The 19,156-nt window shown below is 47.0% G+C and carries 16 protein-coding genes; 10 read left to right on the top strand and 6 right to left on the bottom strand.

All coding sequences use genetic code 11. From position 1 onward, the window contains the following. Positions 1 to 73: 73 nt before the first annotated feature. A complete protein-coding gene (purB, locus tag ACN081_RS00720) occupies positions 74 to 1,513 on the bottom strand; it encodes an adenylosuccinate lyase (protein ID WP_419106637.1) in 1,440 nt (479 codons plus the stop codon). Positions 1,514 to 1,763: 250 nt separating this feature from the next. Between purB and ACN081_RS00715 the strand changes: the two genes are divergently transcribed. The 6 genes from ACN081_RS00715 to ACN081_RS00690 all read left to right on the top strand — a co-directional run bounded on the left by ACN081_RS00715 (position 1,764) and on the right by ACN081_RS00690 (position 9,163). Next, positions 1,764 to 2,288 carry a hypothetical protein gene (locus ACN081_RS00715; RefSeq protein WP_419102728.1) on the top strand — a complete coding sequence of 175 codons (525 nt, stop codon included), beginning with the start codon at positions 1,764 to 1,766 and terminating at the stop codon, positions 2,286 to 2,288. Between the two features lie 57 nt (positions 2,289 to 2,345). Further along, positions 2,346 to 4,106, top strand: coding sequence for a hypothetical protein (locus ACN081_RS00710; RefSeq protein ID WP_419106636.1), 1,761 nt, complete (start codon positions 2,346 to 2,348; stop codon positions 4,104 to 4,106). An 87-nt stretch (positions 4,107 to 4,193) separates the two neighbouring features. Beyond that, positions 4,194 to 5,354 carry a histidinol-phosphate transaminase gene (locus tag ACN081_RS00705; RefSeq protein ID WP_419106635.1) on the top strand — a complete coding sequence of 387 codons (1,161 nt, stop codon included), beginning with the start codon at positions 4,194 to 4,196 and terminating at the stop codon, positions 5,352 to 5,354. Positions 5,355 to 5,539: 185 nt separating this feature from the next. Beyond that, the gene (locus ACN081_RS00700) at positions 5,540 to 6,661 is read left to right on the top strand and encodes a thiamine pyrophosphate-dependent enzyme (RefSeq protein WP_419102725.1); all 1,122 of its coding nucleotides are present in this window, start codon (positions 5,540 to 5,542) and stop codon (positions 6,659 to 6,661) included. A 4-nt stretch (positions 6,662 to 6,665) separates the two neighbouring features. After that, a complete protein-coding gene (locus ACN081_RS00695) occupies positions 6,666 to 7,646 on the top strand; it encodes an alpha-ketoacid dehydrogenase subunit beta (RefSeq protein ID WP_419106634.1) in 981 nt (326 codons plus the stop codon). 32 nt (positions 7,647 to 7,678) lie between these two features. Next, positions 7,679 to 9,163, top strand: a complete 1,485-nt coding sequence (locus tag ACN081_RS00690; protein WP_419102723.1) for a dihydrolipoamide acetyltransferase family protein — start codon at positions 7,679 to 7,681, stop codon at positions 9,161 to 9,163. A gap of 554 nt (positions 9,164 to 9,717) precedes the next feature. Here ACN081_RS00690 and ACN081_RS00685 read toward each other — a convergent pair. The 5 genes from ACN081_RS00685 to ACN081_RS00665 all read right to left on the bottom strand — a co-directional run bounded on the left by ACN081_RS00685 (position 9,718) and on the right by ACN081_RS00665 (position 14,284). Continuing rightward, the gene (locus ACN081_RS00685; RefSeq protein WP_419102722.1) at positions 9,718 to 10,791 is read right to left on the bottom strand and encodes a hypothetical protein; all 1,074 of its coding nucleotides are present in this window, start codon (positions 10,789 to 10,791) and stop codon (positions 9,718 to 9,720) included. Next, positions 10,784 to 12,121, bottom strand: coding sequence for an ATP-binding protein (locus ACN081_RS00680; protein ID WP_419102721.1), 1,338 nt, complete (start codon positions 12,119 to 12,121; stop codon positions 10,784 to 10,786). Before ACN081_RS00680 ends, ACN081_RS00685 begins: the two co-directional genes overlap by 8 nt. 80 nt (positions 12,122 to 12,201) lie before the next feature. Beyond that, a complete protein-coding gene (locus ACN081_RS00675) occupies positions 12,202 to 12,915 on the bottom strand; it encodes a LuxR C-terminal-related transcriptional regulator (protein WP_419101045.1) in 714 nt (237 codons plus the stop codon). Between the two features lie 206 nt (positions 12,916 to 13,121). Next, complete coding sequence (locus tag ACN081_RS00670) at positions 13,122 to 14,078, bottom strand: hypothetical protein (protein WP_419106633.1); 957 nt, start codon at positions 14,076 to 14,078, stop codon at positions 13,122 to 13,124. 62 nt (positions 14,079 to 14,140) lie between these two features. Continuing rightward, positions 14,141 to 14,284: a hypothetical protein gene (locus tag ACN081_RS00665; protein ID WP_419102719.1), complete on the bottom strand. Its 144-nt coding sequence runs from the start codon at positions 14,282 to 14,284 to the stop codon at positions 14,141 to 14,143. 137 nt (positions 14,285 to 14,421) lie between these two features. Here ACN081_RS00665 and ACN081_RS00660 point away from each other — a divergent pair, with 137 nt between their 5' ends. The 4 genes from ACN081_RS00660 to ACN081_RS00645 all read left to right on the top strand — a co-directional run bounded on the left by ACN081_RS00660 (position 14,422) and on the right by ACN081_RS00645 (position 19,125). After that, entirely contained in the window at positions 14,422 to 16,140 is a 1,719-nt protein-coding gene (locus ACN081_RS00660) for a long-chain-fatty-acid--CoA ligase (protein ID WP_419102718.1), read from the top strand. A 224-nt stretch (positions 16,141 to 16,364) separates the two neighbouring features. Beyond that, positions 16,365 to 17,231, top strand: coding sequence for a MetQ/NlpA family ABC transporter substrate-binding protein (locus tag ACN081_RS00655; protein ID WP_419106632.1), 867 nt, complete (start codon positions 16,365 to 16,367; stop codon positions 17,229 to 17,231). Between the two features lie 133 nt (positions 17,232 to 17,364). Then, on the top strand, positions 17,365 to 18,414 hold the full coding sequence (locus ACN081_RS00650; RefSeq protein ID WP_419102716.1) for a methionine ABC transporter ATP-binding protein: 1,050 nt from the start codon (positions 17,365 to 17,367) through the stop codon (positions 18,412 to 18,414). 3 nt (positions 18,415 to 18,417) lie between these two features. Beyond that, on the top strand, positions 18,418 to 19,125 hold the full coding sequence (locus ACN081_RS00645; RefSeq protein WP_419106631.1) for a methionine ABC transporter permease: 708 nt from the start codon (positions 18,418 to 18,420) through the stop codon (positions 19,123 to 19,125). Positions 19,126 to 19,156: the final 31 nt, after the last annotated feature.

Below are 19,156 nucleotides of genomic sequence, written 5' to 3'. Positions count from 1 at the left end.
CTTCATAGATATAGCTGAGGGTTGCACACCTCATAACGAGGTGTGCAACCCTCAGCCGTTGATACCATTATTTTTAGTTGCTACGGTTCATAAACTGTACGAGGTCGGGCGCAATACCGGTGTACAGTGCGGGGGTGAGCTGGGATAGGCGTTTCTGGGCCTGCGCACTTAACCCTAATGAGGCAACAAATTCTTGGAGGCGTTGAGCGTCAACACGTTGTCCGCGGGTGAGCTCTTTGAGGCGTTCATACGGATTCTCCATTCCTTCAACACCCGCGATTGCTTCGGCACGCATGACCATTTGGATGGCCTCAGCAAGCACCTCCCAGTTCTGGTCAAGGTCTTGAGCCATCACATCATCGGCAACATCTAGACGTTTGAGTCCTTTGACGACGTTAGACATTGCTAGAACAGAATGGCCAAAGGCAATACCGATATTACGTTGTGAGGATGAGTCAGTGAGGTCTCGTTGCCAGCGTGATTGAATCAATGTGGCGCTGAGCGTGCCAAGAAGCGCATTCGCAATTTCAAGGTTCGCTTCAGCATTTTCAAAGCGAATGGGATTGACCTTATGCGGCATAGTTGAAGAACCTGTTGCTCCGGCAACAGGAATCTGACGGAAGAAACCGATAGAGATATAGTTCCAGATATCGGTGCAGAGGTTGTGTAGCACCTGATTGAACCGTGACATGGCATGGTATAGCTCTGCTTGCCAATCATGGTTTTCAATTTGGGTCGTGAGCGGGTTCCAGCTTAGCCCTAATGAAGTGACAAACTCTTCGGAGATTTTAAGCCACGAAGCGTTAGGTGCAGCAACGACATGTGCAGAGAAAGTACCTGTTGCACCGTTGATTTTGCCGAGAAACTGCACTTCTTTGACGGCGTTAAGATGGCGGTTAAGACGGTAGGCGAAGACTGCTAATTCTTTACCTACGGTACTTGGTGTCGCTGGCTGTCCATGGGTTCGGCTCAACATGGGAGTATGAGCGGAATCTTCTGCCATGGTGCGAAGTTGTGTGATGAGTTCTTCAGCTTGTGGAATCCATACGTGGTGTACGGCGTCTTTAATACCTAGAGCGTAGGAAAGGTTATTGATGTCTTCTGAGGTACACCCAAAATGTACGAGCGGAGTTAGATGTTCTAACCCGATAGCTGCTAAGCGGCGACCAATAAAATATTCCACTGCTTTAACATCGTGGACGGTCGTTGCTTCAATTTCCGCTAGTTCGTTAATATCCTCAGGAGAGAACTCGGTGACAATGCTACGCAATGCGAGCTCTTGTTCTTCGGTGAGGGGTGAAAGCCCCGGAAGCACACTCTTTTTGCAGAGGTAGATGAACCACTCTATTTCGACGTGGATACGGTCACGGTTAAGAGCCGCTTCTGAGAGGTAATCGACGAGAGGCTCTGTTACCGCCTTATAACGGCCATCCAGTGGGCCTAACGCGATAGCTGAGCCAGTGAGGCTACGTCGTCCATTGGGTAGAGTCATGCAAAGATCAGGTTGAGACATACTTCTATTCTGTCATGTGATATGCCGGTTGTGGTTGAGATAACTCAGAAAAGCTTAAAAGCTCAGGCGCTATTGCGTCATACTCAAGAAACTTTGTACCTCATACCTGTGGAAAATACGATACGATGCACCCTTTCCTCAAGATTATCCACAATTCTTCCCCTCAACGTCTTCTGCTCTAACCATTCATCTAACGTATCTCTAGAACAACTACACCGGAGAACAGCCTGTTTGAGGAAACCACCCACCTATGGAAGAACAACACCTTTTATTTCTTGCACAACAACAAGGCTTCGGCACATCCAGAAGTACCCCTATCGCTGAAGGACTCTCTCAGCTTGCCCATCACATACGAGAACAAACACAAGAACTTGCACAACGACTCAACGAACAAGAAGAGAAACAACGACAGATTCAACGCACCCTCCACCTGAAAACACAGATGGAATGGGACTCTCTCGCATCTAAAAACTTTTACCGGCTCATCGAAGAGGAAGAACACTCACAACAGTATCTAGAACATCAACTTCATGAAAAACGTCAAAACCTCATCCAAGCTGGTGAAGAATTAGCACAACAAGCAGAACATCTCAGTGCCCTAGTAACTACTGCCGGTATCGCAGTAGATCACGCCATCATCCAAGCACACCGGTACAGTGACGCTGCAACGGTAGGTGCTGAAATCCTCTACACACAGAGCGTTAGAAACACTCAATCAGCTTTAGAATCTCTCCTTCACCACCCATTGATGAATTTCCTGCCTACCTACTCGTAGAAAGCCCCCATCATGACGTCTTCTCTTATAAGGTTGAAAGAATCTCACACTACAGTGATGAGAAATATCAGAGAAGGGCACACCACCCTTCTGCGAGTAGATACGACAAGCCTTCAAGAATACTCAACACACCTACGCCGCACGCACGAAATAAATCAACAGGTTGCGCAAGAACTGAGCATCATATCTGCTGATGTGATGAAGCTACTTGCCCTACATCCTCAAGGTTTTTCTCTGGGCACAGAAATCCTAGAACTATCTCAGTGCAGCACACAGCGCGCCAGCGAACAGCTAGACCTTACCGTTCGTCTCGAACAAACAAGTATCGCCTACGAACAAGCTGATTACATTGCTACGGAGCTTTTACGCACCTGCCAAACCCAACTACCGGCAGCCATGTATTGGATGGGCTCACTCTTTAGCTCAGGCGGTCCACTTGCTCAGGCAACAACGCTGATGCCCGTTGCTGGTCCAATCACGAGTTTCTTAGGACAACGAATTTTCTTCGGTATGGGGTATTGGGGAGACTACCTATATAACGGTGAAGAATACGCAAACCGTCGTCGAGCAGAAAAAATGAAGCTTTACGGTATCAGCTCCCTCAGCAGAACTGCCACAGAATATGTTGAAGATAAACTCCACCGTGGAGGATACCTTCGAGCACTCAACATCTCAGGAATACAAACATACAAATCAGCTGATTCTGCAACCTTCGAACACATAGAACAGCAACTTGTTATTCCTCAAAGCCCCGCTGATTATGCACATAATTTTGAGACAATATCCTCTGGCGTCAACACCATCGACGAACTCCAACACCAACAAGGAATCAACGTCGAATACGACGGTGTTTTCCTCCAACATATTTATGATTCGTCCGAACAGCTCTCAGGTGTTATCGCCTACGTCCCTGGAACAGATACTGACGGCATCACCCTACACGGGGCACCTATCGGAATTGCTAGTAACCTCAGCTCCGTCACCGACTCACCAGAGACACCAATGGAAGAAAGTTCTGCCGGACTACAACTACTAGACACCGCCCTAGAACAAGCAAACCTACCAGCAGATACACCCATCTACTTAGCCGGGTTCAGCCAAGGCGGAGCCATTGCCGCAGTTGCATCAACACATCAACAATTCCGCAAAAAACATAATGTGCAAGGAGTCTACTTGCAAGGTGCCCCCATTGGCTCCCTCCCCTTAGCTACAGATATTCCCATACACGTTCTTACCGACCAAAACGACGGCGTTACGTCCCTCCAAGGCACCTCCCTGAACACCACACGTACCCCAAATATCTCAACATTAGAAACCCATTACAGAGAAACTCCTACCGGTACTCAAGAGACCAAAGAACGTGCCCAAAAAATTCGAGAAGCAACACAACTATGGGGGAACCACCCCGTATGGCAAGGAAGCACCTCATATTTTGCTGGAATGATAAGCCGCCATGCCCCCACCGAACACGGATACCGCCAATACCGTATCAGCACAGAAAACTACCCACTAGCACACCAACCCCTGCCCATGATGAAAAACTTTTCACGAAACCAGCATAAAACCAAGCTATCTGTCGTTGCCGGCTCCACCCTTCCACGAAACCTTAGCAAATCAGCAGTACTTGCCCACGACCTACGAACAGGAATCCATGTGGGAGCACATTTTGCCTCATCTATCGCACAGAATCTCCCTGGAGAAGCCGGAAAAGTTGCAAACACCTCCCAAAAAATAGAAGACATCAGCAACGACTATCTCACACCAGAAGAAAACCCCTTCAACGAACACTGGTATGACTACCAGCCTGCAAAAAGATAAGAAAACCTACTCTCTCTACCTCATACCCTCGCAAAGGAACCAAGCTCAAGGTGTAAAAGAAAAACAGAAAGAACTACACTCGAAACTATGAATAATCCTTCTTGCGATCACCAACCACAACTGCCCACCCCGCGAGCAGTATTCTCCCAACTGCCTCAATACTCTGCTGGTAAAGCTCCACAACCGGTACCGGGACTTGAACAATATAAACTTTCTTCTAACGAGAACCCACTCGGCCCCGTACCAGAAGTGGCGCATATCCTTGAGAACTTCACTCAAGTTCACCGATACCCTGATCCTCTCTGTGCCTCATTACGTCATGCGCTCGCAGAAGAACACGGTATATCTGCCGAAGACATCGTGACTGGCGCTGGCAGTCTCGGTGCGCTAAACCAGATTCTTGCAACGTTTGCTGGAACATCTGCTGACGGTAGTGCAGATGAAGTCATCTATGCGTGGCGTTCTTTTGAGGCATACCCTATTTGTGTTGGGTTAGCTGGTGCGAAGAGCGTTAAAGTTCCTCTGACTGCTGAGGGGGCACATGATTTAGAGGCGATGGTCGAAGCTATTACCGATAAAACTCGCGTCATCCTCGTCTGCACACCGAACAACCCTACTGGGCCATCTGTTACAGAACATCAGCTCCGTTCCTTCTTAGATCGGGTACCTTCACATATCGTTGTGGTCATCGACGAAGCCTACTTTGAGTTCTGTGAGGCCTCGCCGGTTATGGCGGGAGAAGAACCTCCGGTCAACGGGCTATCGGTTTATCCTGATTATCCAAACGTTATTATTTTGCGGACATTCTCAAAAGCTCAAGGACTTGCCGGTTTACGCGTCGGATACTCCATTTCTCATCCTCAGCTAACACAGTATTTGAGAGTTGCAGCAACACCTTTTGCGGTAACAAATATTGCTGAACAAGCTGCAATTGCCTCTATTGAACACCGTGATGTGGTGATGCAAAGAGTCCGTCATCTTGTTGCTGAACGTGAACGTGTTGTGCGGGCATTACAAGAACTAGGATGGTGGATTCCTACGACTCGAGCTAATTTTGTGTGGCTTAATCTTGGTGAAAATACTGCAGATTTTACGCAAAGAGCTGAATTACATGCTCTTTCGGTGCGTGCTTTCGCTCAAGAAGGGGTTCGTGTCTCTATCGGAGAGGACGAAGCAAACGATCGTTTCATTGCGCTCTGCCAATCTGTCGAATATGCACCTCAGTGCCCAGAAGGGACGCACTTTTAAGCTTCTTTAAGGAGGGGTAAAAAGTGTTGGGTGGGAGCGCTCTGAACACCCAAGAAAATGCTTATTTGTACTGGTGAGACCGCTTTAATAAGGACACGCAGAACATCAAGTATTCAGAGTATTCTCACCAAAGAGGAATAGGGTGTAAGGAGGTAACACCCACTAATCTGTACGAAGGCGGAACGATGGTAGAACGTCACCATAGTACGAGCAATATTCCACCGTTAATCCAATTGATGGATGACTCAGCTCAGCTAAGCCCACATGAAGTGTTCAGCGAGTATGTCAAAGACATCGGAGTAGAACAGTTCCAAGAGTTCTACCGTCAAATGGTGATTGTTCGTCGTTTTGACGATGAAGCGACCGCGTTACAACGCCAAGGTCAGCTATCCCTCTGGGTCCCTAGTCGAGGACAAGAAGCCGCCCAAGTCGCATCGGGGTTTGCTCTAAGTCCTGAAGATTATGTGGTCCCCTCCTATAGAGAACACGCATTAGCCTTTTCTCGAGGTGTACCTCTTGAACAGTTAATGCCCTTTTTCCGTGGTTCTGGAACCTGCGGTTGGGATATTAAAAAACACCGTTTTCACCCCTACACTGTTGTGCTCGCAGCGCAAGTTCCTCAGGCGGTCGGTTATGCAATGAGTATGAAACGAGCGTGCTCATCAGGAGAGTATTCTTCTCAACCAGCAGTTGCCGTATATTTTGGTGATGGCTCCTCTACTGAAGGTGACGTTCATGAATCAATGGTTTTTGCAGCCTCCTATGACGCTCCCGTATTATTCTTCGTGCAAAATAACCGTTGGGCTATATCGGTTCCTTTTGAAACGCAATCGCGTGTACCAATAGCAACACGAGCTCAAGGGTATGGTTTTGAGGGGCTACGCGTAGACGGTAACGATGTATTAGCTGTTGTGGCAGCAACTCGTTACGCTCTCGAAAAAATTCGGTCAGGAGAAGGCCCCGTCTTGATTGAGGCAGAGACCTACCGTTTAGGTGCGCATACAACAGCTGACGACCCCACAAAATACCGTGAAGAACAAGAACTCCAAGAATATTCAGCCTTAGACCCGCTCCTACGTCTAGAAAAATATCTACGAGACCATTATGCGGTGAGCGACTCTTTCTTCGAACAGGTACGCCATGAGGCTGCGCAGATAGCTCAACAAGTACGAGAATATACGCTCAACTCTGAACCAGAAGACTTTGAGAAAAACTTCGATAACGTCTATGCACAACCGCATACACAAACAGAAGCAGATAGAGCGTTCTACCGCGAATACTTAGAAGGCTTTGAGGACGAGGACTAACAATATGACTTACGAAAATTTAGCGTTATCTAAAGCGATTACTCGTGCCTTATCCGATGAGATGTCAGCCTGTGAAGACGTAATCGTCTTAGGTGAAGATGTTGGAAAACTTGGGGGAGTGTTCCGTGTCACCGATGGTCTTTATCAAGAATTTGGGCCACAACGGGTATTAGATACACCCTTGGGAGAATCTGGAATTATCGGTACTTCTATTGGTATGGCCATGAGCGGGTTACGTCCTGTGCCAGAGATTCAATTTGATGGTTTTGTTTTTCCTGCGTTTAACCAGATAACAACTCAGCTTGCTAAGATCCGTACTCGCTCTACTGGTCAGTTGAGTGCCCCTGTGACTATTCGTTTACCCTATGGTGGTGCAGTGGGTGCTATCGAACATCATTCAGAATCTCCAGAAGCCTATTTTGCTCATACACCAGGGTTACGTGTTGTGGTCCCATCCTCTTCACACGATGCCTACTGGATGCTGCGAAAAAGTATTCAACATCCTGATCCCGTAATCTTTATGGAACCTAAACGCCGTTATTGGCTCAAAGGTGATGTTGAATTTTCTGCAGATGATTATGACCCGTTTCAAGCAGCGGTAGTTCGCGAAGGCACAGACCTGACGCTCGTTACTTATGGTGCTCTTGTTCCAGTTGCTTTAGCCGCAGCTGAAGCAGCCGTAGAAGATGGGCATGATATTGAAGTTATTGACCTACGTTCTATTTCTCCACTGGATATTGGTACTGTGGCAGATTCTGTGAACAAGACGGGGCGTGCTGTTATTGTCCAAGAAGCTAGCACCTTTGTGTCAGTATCTTCAGAATTGAGTGCTGCTGTGACGGAACAATGCTTTTATTCGTTGGAAGCACCTGTGCTACGTGTGGGTGGTTTTCATATGCCGTATCCAGTGCCGAGAGCTGAAGAAGAATTTTTGCCCGGTATTGACCGTATTCTTGACGCTATTGACCGTTCATTCTCGTATTAGAACCATCTCCCTCAGACGAAAGGACACGAACTATGTCTCAGGTATTTAGACTTCCCGATGTGGGAGAGGGCCTTACTGAAGCAGAGATTCTTCTATGGAAAGTTTCCTGTGGAGATACTGTTGCGATTAATGATGTGTTGGTCGAAGTAGAAACCGCTAAATCGGTGGTGGAACTTTCATCCCCTTATGCGGGTGTGGTTCAGGAGTTGCACGCTCAGGAGGGGCAAACTCTTGAGGTTGGTGCTGCGTTGGCTACTATCTCGTCTTCCGAAAAGGATTCTGAGTCTACGGGGCAGAACTCTCACGAAGCTGCTGAAGACAATAACGCTCAGGGCAGTTCAGTCCAGGGTACTTTGGTTGGTTCGGGGCCTAAAGCTGACCATATCAAGCGTCGTGCTCGTAAACGCCGTGTAGCAGATGGGGTGAAACATCAGTCTGCGTTATCTACTCAGCTTCAAGTATCTGATGATTCGGTTCAGGAAGATTCTCACGAACGACGTTTTTCGAGGGCGTCGTTGAGCGCCTTGACAGAAAAAGCGAGTGCTTTGTGGGAAGAAGGGCTTAAACGTCTTCCTGTGTCAGAGAAGGAACCGGTTGCTCATCAGCCGGTGGGTTCTATTCCTCGTCCGCAAATGTTGGCAAAACCTCCGGTGCGTAAAGCTGCACAGGATATGGGGGTTAACCTTGCGGATGTTGTTCCTACTGGAAATCATGGTCAGGTGACTAAGAGTGATTTATTAAATTATGTGGCTCATCTGCGTGAAAAAGATTCGACAACGGAGCAAGTTTTCCCTGAGTCTTTTTGGATACCGCAGGGCTCTGGTGGCGACCGTATTGAACGCATTAAAGTACGTGGCGTTCGTAAAGCTACTGCGAAGGCTATGGTGAAGTCTGCCTTTACGTCACCTCATGTTTCTATTTTTGTGGATGTAGATGCTACTCGCACCATGGAGTTCGTCAAACGTCTTAAAACCTCAGAGCAGTTTGCAGGGGTTAAAGTGACGCCCCTGCTAATTTTAGCGAAGGCTGTCATTTGGGCAGCGGCTCGAAACCCTCAGGTGAATGCGACGTGGACTGATCAAGAGATTCTTATTAAGCATTTTATGAATCTAGGGATTGCTGCAGCGACTCCTCGTGGTTTGATGGTTCCTAATATTAAGGATGCTCAGGAGCTTTCATTGAAAGAGCTTGCCGTAGCACTCCATGAGTTAACGGTTCGTGCACGTGAGGGTAAGACTCAGCCGAGTGAGATGGCTCAGGGGACGATGACCATCACAAATATTGGTGCTTTAGGTATTGATACAGGAACTCCGATTATTAATCCGGGAGAAGTTGCCATTATTGCTTTTGGCACGATTAAGCAAAAGCCGTGGGTGGTTGATGGTGAGGTGATTCCTCGTTGGGTGACGACTCTTGGCGGGTCTTTTGATCATCGTGTGGTTGATGGTGATTTATCTGCTCGTTTTATGGCGGATGTTGCTGCCATCTTGGAAGAGCCAGCTTTGCTCTTGGAATAGTCAGAGGTCGATATTTTTAACATTTAGGGAGAGTTTCTTCTCAACGTAAGGCCCGCAGGTACGAGAACCTGCGGGCCTTACGTCAAGGCGGTGTATTACCAGCCTTATATTCTGGATTCTCTGCGGTACTCATGATGAGTGCGAACTACCCAGAATGACAAGTGTTCTTATATGAGTTGTTGAGATGTTCTCCCCCAAGAACTGTCTCAACTTTTTGAAAGATTCTTCAATCTTCGTTGATAAGAACCTGGTGTTACACCTTGTATGTTGAATATTTTCTGGGTCCGTCCCCCAACATTCCCAGAGAATTTTAGATACTGGTACCTCCCGACGAGGTTGCCACTTCTCTCAACATAAAAATAATTATTGCAAAAAGTCTGAGAAATGTATGTCCCTAAACTTGTTTACTTTACAGTGCAGATAAGCCTACAAAATATGCTCTTGACGTTGTTCACTCTACGTTGAGAAAAGATATCGTATGTTATTTCACCATACAGGTCTCAAAAACCACTCAAATGAAATCTTTTGAGAAGAATAATTCGAAGAAAAAATTATTAGAACCGAATCACTTCGCCGGTTCCTTGCATAATCTCAATAGCTGAGGGGCTTTCGTCATCTTCGTGATTGCCATCATGAACAATCATGACAGCAACCTTGTCGCTGGCAGGGAAAGCGCGGATAGTAATAGTTCCGCCCGTTGCATTGTTCAATAAATCAATTGCACATTCTGTTAAAGAGGTTTCAACAGCTTCTGGAAGTGAACAGCCTCGTTCATCGAGAATGTCGACTTTGGCTCCTCGACGCCGAGCTTTTAGAGCAGCATTAAGGATAGGGCGGTTGGCAATATACCGACCGCGAATGGTATCTCTCAGCTGTGCCTCGGTAAAACGAAAGTCATCAATTTCTTCAGCAGTGATGGGTGCATCGTTATAGGCGATACGATGCAACATCTCTTCGGTTAACGTACGTACTTCTTGGACTCGTTGAGCCGCAATATTACTGATATTTTGTTCTTGAGCGTTATTAGATTGCAAACGCTTAATCATCCGTATCGTCTTACGGACGGCAACGTCAAAAGTAGAAATGTGTTGGCGGAAGATGAACGCTGCCCACAATAAAAATATGGGAATAAAGAACTCTGCCAGAATGGTGAGAGTTGAGGTAAAAATATTTTGATGCCATTTGACGACCAATAAAGCCGAGACAATATAGAGCGTTATAGCAGTACGTGTGCAATCTCGAAGCACTAGAATAACGCACGTAATCAGAGTGACAGAAACTGGCCAGAGTAACCAGAAAGGCCGTAGGTTATGCGGCAAGTCGTTAAGTGCTAATTGTACGATAAGCATCGAAACGAATGTGATGATGGGCATAAGAACCAGTGGGAGTTTGATGCTCTTCTGCGTAGGGAAGAGTAACAAAATCATGTTCAATACGATGCAGGCGATAAGAGGTATGTCATTGCCGAGGGGAATAGCCTCTAATGATAGATGCCATGTAAGGTATCCCAGAAAGAGGAGTACAAAAATTGCTAGTGAGATGATACGGAAGAGTGACGTACTATAGTACTTTTTAAAATTGGTAGTACCATAGTATTTTTTGCTGAAAAGGTTGTAGATATTATTCATCTACATCACTTGGCCATTGAATCGTGACGGTCGTACCCCTATGGTGTGCTGACTCAATAGTGGTGCTTCCTCCCACTTCTTCCATCGAACGAATCATTGATACTCGCACCCCGAGGCGGCGTATATCAAGATTTTTGAGGTTAAAACCTTGTCCTTTATCGCTGACTGTGCAGTAAATATAGGCCCTTTCCTTGGCGCCACGGGTTTTAGAATTTTTAGGTCGGCGTAGCTCTGTGCGAATACTAATAAATGTTGTTCGAGTTCCAGAATGTCGTGCACTATTAGAGACGGCTTCGGTAACTGCATGGGTAAAAGCGCGTGCTGCTTGGTTTGTGATAGTACTGTTAGGATTCGCTCGAGGGAATGTCTGCCGTTTTTCGGGGACGAAACGTAAACGAGCATTCCACGGATACACGCCAGTTGCAATTTGTTCTGTGAGCTCTTGGAACGTAATAGAGTTTTCTGGGTCAGTTTTATAGGATTCTTCTTCCAGAACTCTAATTGCTCGACGGGCGAGGGTACGCGTTCTATCTGCTACTGGGCCAGCCATTCGACTCGCGTCGAGTAGAGCCGCCATCACATTATCGTGGACGAGCTTATCGAATTCTTGGAGACCTTTTGACTGATCTTTTGATTGGTTGAGCAGAAGTCTCAAAGAGACTGCATCAGAATATACATAGTCTACTCGGCGTGCAAACTCTTTGATATATGAGAAAAATACGCCAAGGATAAGTGCCATAATAGTGAAAGTGACGGTTCGTCCGAGGGCTTCGTCCAACTGAAATTCGCCTGTTGCTCGATAGGAGGCAAAGATGAGCCCTCCAAATAGCGCTATTGAGAGACCTACGACGTTATAGATAACAGTTCGGATATTCCCTAGGCAGATCGGTGTAATCAGCCCATAAAGACCAAGAAAGCGGCACCATGGCATGAGCGCAGTATTTGTTTCGGAGGTGACCGCTAATGGCCATGTCAGGTATGCAGCATAAGCAATCAATAACGCTGGTACAAGCGCTATATTCGGTGACTCATCTTTGCGTACTCCTAAATACATCAGAAGTGCAGCGTGCAACAGTATGACGAAGGCAAAGATAATATGCCAAAATGCGAAGTCAATAATATGGTGGCTAGGTATTGCAAGACCTTGCACCAGTAAAGCTACTGTTAACGCCGCAAAAAATACTTCAAAAGTATATGTAGTTGCGATGTCGTAGTTAGCTCCGGATTTTTGCCGCTGTGACGCTTCCCCAGAGAATAAGGCCCGGAGTGAAAAACCTTGTTGCAGGGAACGTGAAAGGTCTTTTGTAGCTCCAGTTCTGAGTTGATTCAACCTATTTCCTATAGTGGGGGCTACGACGTCTATTAGTGCAGAGAACAGTATAACAGTTATACGTTGTGCTGTTCACCCGGTTAGAAGTAACGTTCTGCGCTACTAATATCTTCCATCGTATCGACGAGCCCGTCTTCAATAGCGCGGATTCTGAGGTCAATCTTTGTGGGTGCAGGGCGACCTACTCGCGCATATTTCTCACGAATGCGGTCGATATTAGTTTTGACTGCAGACTGTTTGATGCCCATGCGTCGAGCTACTTGTACCTGAGCGAATCCTGATGCATAGAGGCGCAGAGTTTCTTGCTCTCGAGGAGAAAGGTTCGCGCGTGAGAACTCGTGGTCTCCGTCGATAGCAGCAGCGAGTTCTTTCGTAACAACAGCTTTACCATCTGCAATATTTTTTGCTTCAGCTAGTGCATGTTCTAGAGGCTCAGATTTGCGAACGAGTCCAAGCGCCCCAGATTTAAGCGCTTCACGAATGAGCGCGGGGTTCTCTCCGATAGAGAAAATGAGGACTTTGACTCCGGCTTGACGCAATAATTCCACATTTTCGCTAGGACGTGAACGGTCCTGGAGGGACAAGTCTAAGAGTACGACATCGCAGTCTCGTTTGATTTTTCCAAGGTCTGCAGTGCTGGGGTTGCGGGGGTTGCGCCCTAACGCCACTAATAAGTCATTGACAGTAGGGGAAGCTGCTACAAGCTCAACTGCTTCCGCTTTTTCTGCCACCGCACGCATGCCTTCGCGTACGACTTCATGGTCGTCGACAATTGCTACTCGTGTAAGAGTCATTTTTTCCCCGTTAGATACTATGGTTCCCTGCCAACTCACGCAATGGCGTGGAATATGGATTCAGTTCACCTCAATGATCATTAAAATATATGAATTATTTTATGGTCTTGTGTGCCAAAACTAGGTTTGGCTAGACGTAGTAATATCTTACAACTTTAGTTAATAAGACGCGCTAAATTTTATACTTCACAAGCATAATAAAAATTTTAATCTCTTATGTTACGTTGTTGTTCACGAATCACCCGTTTGCTGTATCCCAGCCCGAAGAAAGAGCCTATCAACGAACCGATAAAAATACAGGCCGTAGACCCAACACATAACAAGAACCCATACGAAAAATTCTCTGCAAGTAATAATGTCAATGTCGGAACATGTAGTGGTTGAGACAGTACCGGAATAAAAGAGACAATAACCGTTGCAACGACGAAAAGACCGTGCCAAAGCATAATGCCCAAAGACTGTTTAAACGGGCTAACTCGAGTAAGACGCGTTGCCGTATAACCAGCAAAACCAAAAGCAAAACTATAGAGCAAAGCGGTGCTCACAACCCATAATTGAATATGACTCATGGTGCTTTCAGAAGCGGTTAGCATCGCGCGAATTGCATTTGTGTGCTCTGAACCATATGAGGACGTTACTCCAAAACGCTCTCCTGCGATGGATACCGCAACATCATAGAAGTTAAGAAGAAAACCAAAAATAGTGTAACCAACAATCCAGCCCAAAAAACACGGCAGTAATTGCATCTGCATTAGGCGTTCCGGCATACCTGTCTTCGGGTGAATACCATGACGTTCTTGAGGTCGAGAACCCAAAGATTCTGAAGATCTCATGTGGGAAGAAGCTGGCTGACGTTGATGGCTCAACGGAATAGTCGGAGCTTTCTCCACATAATTTTCGTATCCTTGTTGATGGTAATTTTCGGGGCCACCGCTCATCACCTGAGTGGGAGCATCAGAGGAAGAATAACTCATTCCCTGCGGGTTATGAGTGCTAAAAGGGCGAGTCGGCGCATCGTCATAAGAGAACACCTCGGTAGGGGCGTCCTCATAGGTGTTGGGGTATTTTTCGTTGTATGAGGGGATGACGCGAGTAGCATCTTCACGTTCCGAATAAGGAACCTGACCTGTGGGGTGGTTGCGTGAACTGCGATGTGTGCTCATATCTTACGCCTTGGAGCTTGTTGGAAATGGGTGTGTTGTTAAAATCTAAGGTTCATATAGTTTTAGCTGTTAAAGAACGCTGTGATTGCAATGATGACGACCCCGATGAGGATAGCAATAGCCCCACCAATCAACATTCTTTTGGTGATATGACGGATGAGCTCGCTGAATTCTTCTTCGGTAATAGGTGGAAGTTTTTTAGCCATATAGCTAAGTATGTCAGTGAACCGCAATAAATGGTACAAAGACTATCCGAGGAAAGAAAGATGAGGTATCTCTCTTCACTGTTACTACCCTCATAGAGTTGCGCTTCTACCATGGTTTTCGTGGCACAATCGTAGGTATGCAAAAAGCTGATAACACTGCTCAAAATGATTTTCCGTTAGCTCATCGTCCCTGGTATAAGAACTATTGTCCTGGCGTATCTCGCGACTTAGATCTTCCTGATACTTCTCTGAGTCACCTAATGGAAAAAGCAGTGCGTGAGGTTCCTCAAAAGGTTGCTCTGCAATTTTTTGGGGCTACAACAACTTATGCAGAATTAGGTGAACAGATTCGTTGTGTTGCGGAGGGGCTTCGCCTTGCCGGCGTGAACCAAGGAGACAGAGTCGCTCTCATTCTTCCAAACTGCCCCCAACATATCGTTGCTTTTTATGCGGTCATGCGTTTAGGCGCTGTCGTGGTAGAACACAACCCGTTGTATACTTCTGCGGAGCTGCGCCACATGTTCGAAGACCATCGGGCAAAAGTGGCTATTGTGTGGGATAAAGCAGCAGCTAATGTGACTGATCTTCCATCTGATGTGCGCCCTCACCTCATTTATTCAGTGAACATGGTAGAAGCGATGCCTCTGCACATGAGAGCTGCACTCAAACTTCCAGTGAAGACTGCTCGTGCTTCGCGCGCAAAACTTACAGCGCCAGCTCGTGGCACAACACCGTGGAAAACACTCCTTAAAAATTCTCCTATTGACCCTTCACATCACCGTCCTACCGCCGATGACTTAGCACTTTTGCTGTACACTTCAGGAACTACTGGGCAGCCCAAAGGCGTTATGCTCACTCATCGTAACTGTGAAGCAAACGCGCGCATGGGGGAAGAATGGATTCAACCAGGGGATGATGAAGTCATCTACTCGGTACTTCCCCTCTTCCATGCCTATGGGATGACTCTTGGTCTGACCATTGCGGTAGTATGTCAGGCTCGTTTGGTTATTTTTCCAACGGTTGACATTGATTTGATTCTCAAAGCAATGAAGAAAGTTATGCCAACTATTCTTCCTGCTGTTCCTCCGGTCTATCGCCGTTTGCTTGATCGCGCCAAAGAACAAAACTTCTCCTTAGAGGGAATTCGTTACGCCGTATCTGGTGCGATGAACCTACCAAAAGAACTTGTTGCTGAATGGGAAGAACAATCCGGAGGATACCTTATTGAGGGGTACGGGCTAACAGAATGTGCTCCTTTGGTAACGTGCAATGCCCTCAACGATACGCGCAGAGCAGGATCTATCGGTGTGCCATTCCCTGGTGTGGATGTTCGCGTCGTAGACCCAGAAACATTAGAGGATGTTGCCCTCGGTGAAGAAGGGGAACTGTGGGTGAGAGGCCCGCAACGTTTTCGCGGGTATTGGAAGCGTGAAGAAGCGACCATGAAAGCCATTACTTCTGACGGGTGGTTGCGTACCGGAGATATTGTGACTTTTGATGAAGACTATTACTTGTACGTAGTAGACCGCATTAAAGAAGTCATTATTACGGGAGGCTTTAACGTTTCACCGACTGAAGTTGAGGTCGCTTTACGTCAGCATGATTCGGTTCAAGACGCTGCTGTTGTCGGTCTACCTCAAGCTGGTGGCGGTGAGATGGTTGTTGCCGCAGTAGTTCCGACGGACGGCTATGCCGTAGAGGAAAATGAGCTACGTGAACATTGCTATGGTCTGGTGACTCGCTATAAAGTGCCACGCAGAATCTTTGAAGTTGATGATTTGCCACGTTCAATGCTGGGTAAGACCTTGCGTCGTGAAGTGCGCAAGAAGTTGCAGGAAAAATACGGAGAACAGTAATATTACGTTTTATGACATTGTTGCGCTTCTTTTCGTTAAAACCACAAAAAACGACCTCGTAACGTAACGAGTTCGCACCCACCGCCTGACCATGTTTGAATGATAACTACCTCCTCTCCAAACGAGGAAGGACACCACTTGATTAGCGGTAGAGCTACCAGAAGGTTCTGCTCAAAAAGTGGTTGCACACCAAATACACATCAACAACAGAAAGATTCATAGCCGTGAAGAAATTTGTTGCCACTTTGGCTCTCCTACCGCTAGCTTTCGGGCTCTCTGCATGCGGTTCAACTCAAACCTCAGCAGAAGACAATAAAATCACCATCGGCGTTGTCGGCGCAGACCCCGTCAACGAAAAACTCAAAGAAGTAGCTGCCGATAAAGGCATCGACATCGAATACAAAGAGTTCACCGACTACACCCAGCCCAACCCCGCACTACACAACGGTGACATCGACCTCAACTGGTTCCAACACATCGCGTACCTCTCAAACTATAACGTTGAAGCAAATGACAACCTCCAAATTGTCGGACCCACCGTTATCTACCCCATGGCTCTCTTCTCTAAGAAGCACACCTCTGTAGCCGACATTCCTCAGGGCGCAGAAATTGCTATCCCTAACGACACCGTTAACGAAGCTCGAGCACTACTTCTTCTCAAGAAGAACAACCTCGTCACCTTCACCGGAAATGACATAAAAAGCCCCTCCGTTGACGACATCGACACTGCACAGTCAAAGGTTAAAGTTACCCCTGTTGACGCCGCGCAAACAGTGCTCTCCCTCGAATCTGTTGACGCATCAGTCATCAACAACGACTTCATCCGCGACGCAAAGCTCAACCCCAAAGACGCTTTAGCTCAAGATGACCCAGCCGATGACTCCGCGAAGCCCTACGTCAACCTTTTTGTTGCTCAAGCAGATGACGCTGACAACGAAAAATACAAAGAAATTGTTGAGCTCTTCCACACCCCAGAAGTTCAGGCTGTCGTTCAAGAAGACACTGAAGGAACTGCCGTAGAAGTAACCACCGACGTCAAAGACCTTCGTGAAGCACTCAAGAAAGCAGAAGACGAGAAACGTCAAAGCTAATCTTCCTCACATAAGTAAAGCGGTAGCTGATTTTTATGGCAGTCTTAAGAACTTACCAAGATTGCAATATCAGTTACCGCTTTGCCTTGTATAGAGCACAGCTAGAGATGAACACCAGCCCGAAAGCATCAGTATGAGTACCGCAGTACAGCAGGAGAACCCTACACCCATGGTTGTTCTCGACGGCGTATCAAAACAATTTACCGTCGGAAAGAACACCGTTACCGCCGTCAATAACGTTTCACTAGAGATTATGCGCGGAGAAATCTTCGCTATCATCGGATACTCCGGCGCCGGAAAATCAACCCTTGTCCGGCTTATCAACGGATTAGAAACCGTCACCTCTGGAACCCTCAGCGTTGACGGATTCACCATCTCTGGGAAAAAAGAATCTGAAATTCGTGTTGCTCGACATAACATCGGCATGATTTTCCAACAATTTAACCTGATGAACTCCCGAACGGTTGCAGCAAACGTCGAATTTCCCCTCAAAATTGCTGGATGGGATAAAGCAAAACGCCGTGAGAGAGTCGAACAAATGCTGGAATTTGTGGGACTCAGCGACAAAGCGAAAAACTACCCCGACCAACTTTCTGGCGGGCAAAAACAGCGTGTAGGCATTGCGCGTGCGCTCGCAACATCACCCTCTCTCTTATTAGCAGATGAATCAACCTCTGCACTAGATCCAGAGACCACCCACGAAGTACTTGCTCTTCTCAAAAAAGTTAATGAAGAACTCGGTATCACCGTCGTTGTCATCACACACGAGATGGACGTCGTCTCAACTATTGCAGATCGCGTTGCTGTCATGGAAAAAGGTGCCGTTGTAGAACTCGGTAACGTCTATGACGTTTTCTCAAACCCCCGCACAGATGTCGCTCGACGTTTCGTCGCCACCACCGTCAAACAAACCCCACGTGGCAATTACGCTAAAAAACTATGCAAACAACATCGCGGATACCTTATTAATATCGAAATCACTGAAGGAAACTACGGTATCGGTAAGGTTCTTTCGAACCTCAGCGCACGCGGTGTGCAATTTAACTTTGTTCAAGGTGGCATGGAAACCCTACAAGGTAAAAGCTACGGAAATCTAACCCTCGAACTCATCGGGGACGTTACAAGTATTGACGCGGTTGTTGCAGAACTCGCTACCGTCACTGCTGTAAGAGAGGTTCGCTAAAATATGAGCACTTTGACATCTGCTAGTGGCACCCTGCTTGCCGCCAACGACGTGGACTGGGAGAAATTCCTCCCACAAAAACTCTTTCCCGCCTTGTTCGATACCATCTACATGGTCTCTATTACGATGATTATCGCTGGTTTTGTAGGGCTGGTCATTGGTGCCTTACTCTACACCACACGACAAGGGAATATTCTGGCAAATCGACCAGTCAATATCTTATTGAACGTCATCGTTAATATTGTTCGCCCTATCCCTTTTATCGTCCTTCTTGCGGCGTTAGGACCATTGACCTCCGTGGTCGTAGGGACTCGTCTTGGCGTCAACGCTGCAATTTTCTCGATGTGCTTTGCCGCATCATTCGCCATTGCTCGTATCGTTGAACAAAACATGGTTTCTATCGACCCTGGTGTGATTGAAGCGGCTCGTGCGATGGGCGCATCCAAGATGCGTATTCTTTTCACCGTCATGGTGCCAGAAGCACTTGGCCCTCTCATCCTTGGATACACCTTCTTAGTCATCGGTGTGGTTGATATGTCTGCAATGGCTGGTTACATCGGTGGTGGCGGTCTTGGTAAAGTCGCTTTGGTCGACGGTTACCAGCGTTTCAACGATGCAATTACTTGGGCAGTCGTTGCCATTATTATCATTTTGGTTCAGCTCATTCAGCTTGTCGGTAACACGTTAGCTCGTAAAGTGATGCGCCGATAAGGTTTGTTAAAGAGAAGGGGTGGGGTGAAAC

The organism is Rothia sp. P13129 (assembly GCF_048512865.1).
In the GTDB taxonomy this organism is placed as follows: domain Bacteria; phylum Actinomycetota; class Actinomycetes; order Actinomycetales; family Micrococcaceae; genus Rothia.
The sequence above is the reverse complement of the archived record's forward strand: the minus strand, read 5'-3'. Positions and strand labels throughout refer to the sequence as shown.

Coding starts and splice junctions, on each gene's coding strand:
- purB (WP_419106637.1), bottom strand. CDS start 1,513: ATGTCTCAACCTGATCTTTGCATGACTCTACCCAATGGACGACGTAGC.
- ACN081_RS00715 (WP_419102728.1), top strand. CDS start 1,764: ATGGAAGAACAACACCTTTTATTTCTTGCACAACAACAAGGCTTCGGC.
- ACN081_RS00710 (WP_419106636.1), top strand. CDS start 2,346: ATGAGAAATATCAGAGAAGGGCACACCACCCTTCTGCGAGTAGATACG.
- ACN081_RS00705 (WP_419106635.1), top strand. CDS start 4,194: ATGAATAATCCTTCTTGCGATCACCAACCACAACTGCCCACCCCGCGA.
- ACN081_RS00700 (WP_419102725.1), top strand. CDS start 5,540: ATGGTAGAACGTCACCATAGTACGAGCAATATTCCACCGTTAATCCAA.
- ACN081_RS00695 (WP_419106634.1), top strand. CDS start 6,666: ATGACTTACGAAAATTTAGCGTTATCTAAAGCGATTACTCGTGCCTTA.
- ACN081_RS00690 (WP_419102723.1), top strand. CDS start 7,679: ATGTCTCAGGTATTTAGACTTCCCGATGTGGGAGAGGGCCTTACTGAA.
- ACN081_RS00685 (WP_419102722.1), bottom strand. CDS start 10,791: ATGAATAATATCTACAACCTTTTCAGCAAAAAATACTATGGTACTACC.
- ACN081_RS00675 (WP_419101045.1), bottom strand. CDS start 12,915: ATGACTCTTACACGAGTAGCAATTGTCGACGACCATGAAGTCGTACGC.
- ACN081_RS00670 (WP_419106633.1), bottom strand. CDS start 14,078: ATGAGCACACATCGCAGTTCACGCAACCACCCCACAGGTCAGGTTCCT.
- ACN081_RS00665 (WP_419102719.1), bottom strand. CDS start 14,284: ATGGCTAAAAAACTTCCACCTATTACCGAAGAAGAATTCAGCGAGCTC.
- ACN081_RS00660 (WP_419102718.1), top strand. CDS start 14,422: ATGCAAAAAGCTGATAACACTGCTCAAAATGATTTTCCGTTAGCTCAT.
- ACN081_RS00650 (WP_419102716.1), top strand. CDS start 17,365: ATGAGTACCGCAGTACAGCAGGAGAACCCTACACCCATGGTTGTTCTC.
- ACN081_RS00645 (WP_419106631.1), top strand. CDS start 18,418: ATGAGCACTTTGACATCTGCTAGTGGCACCCTGCTTGCCGCCAACGAC.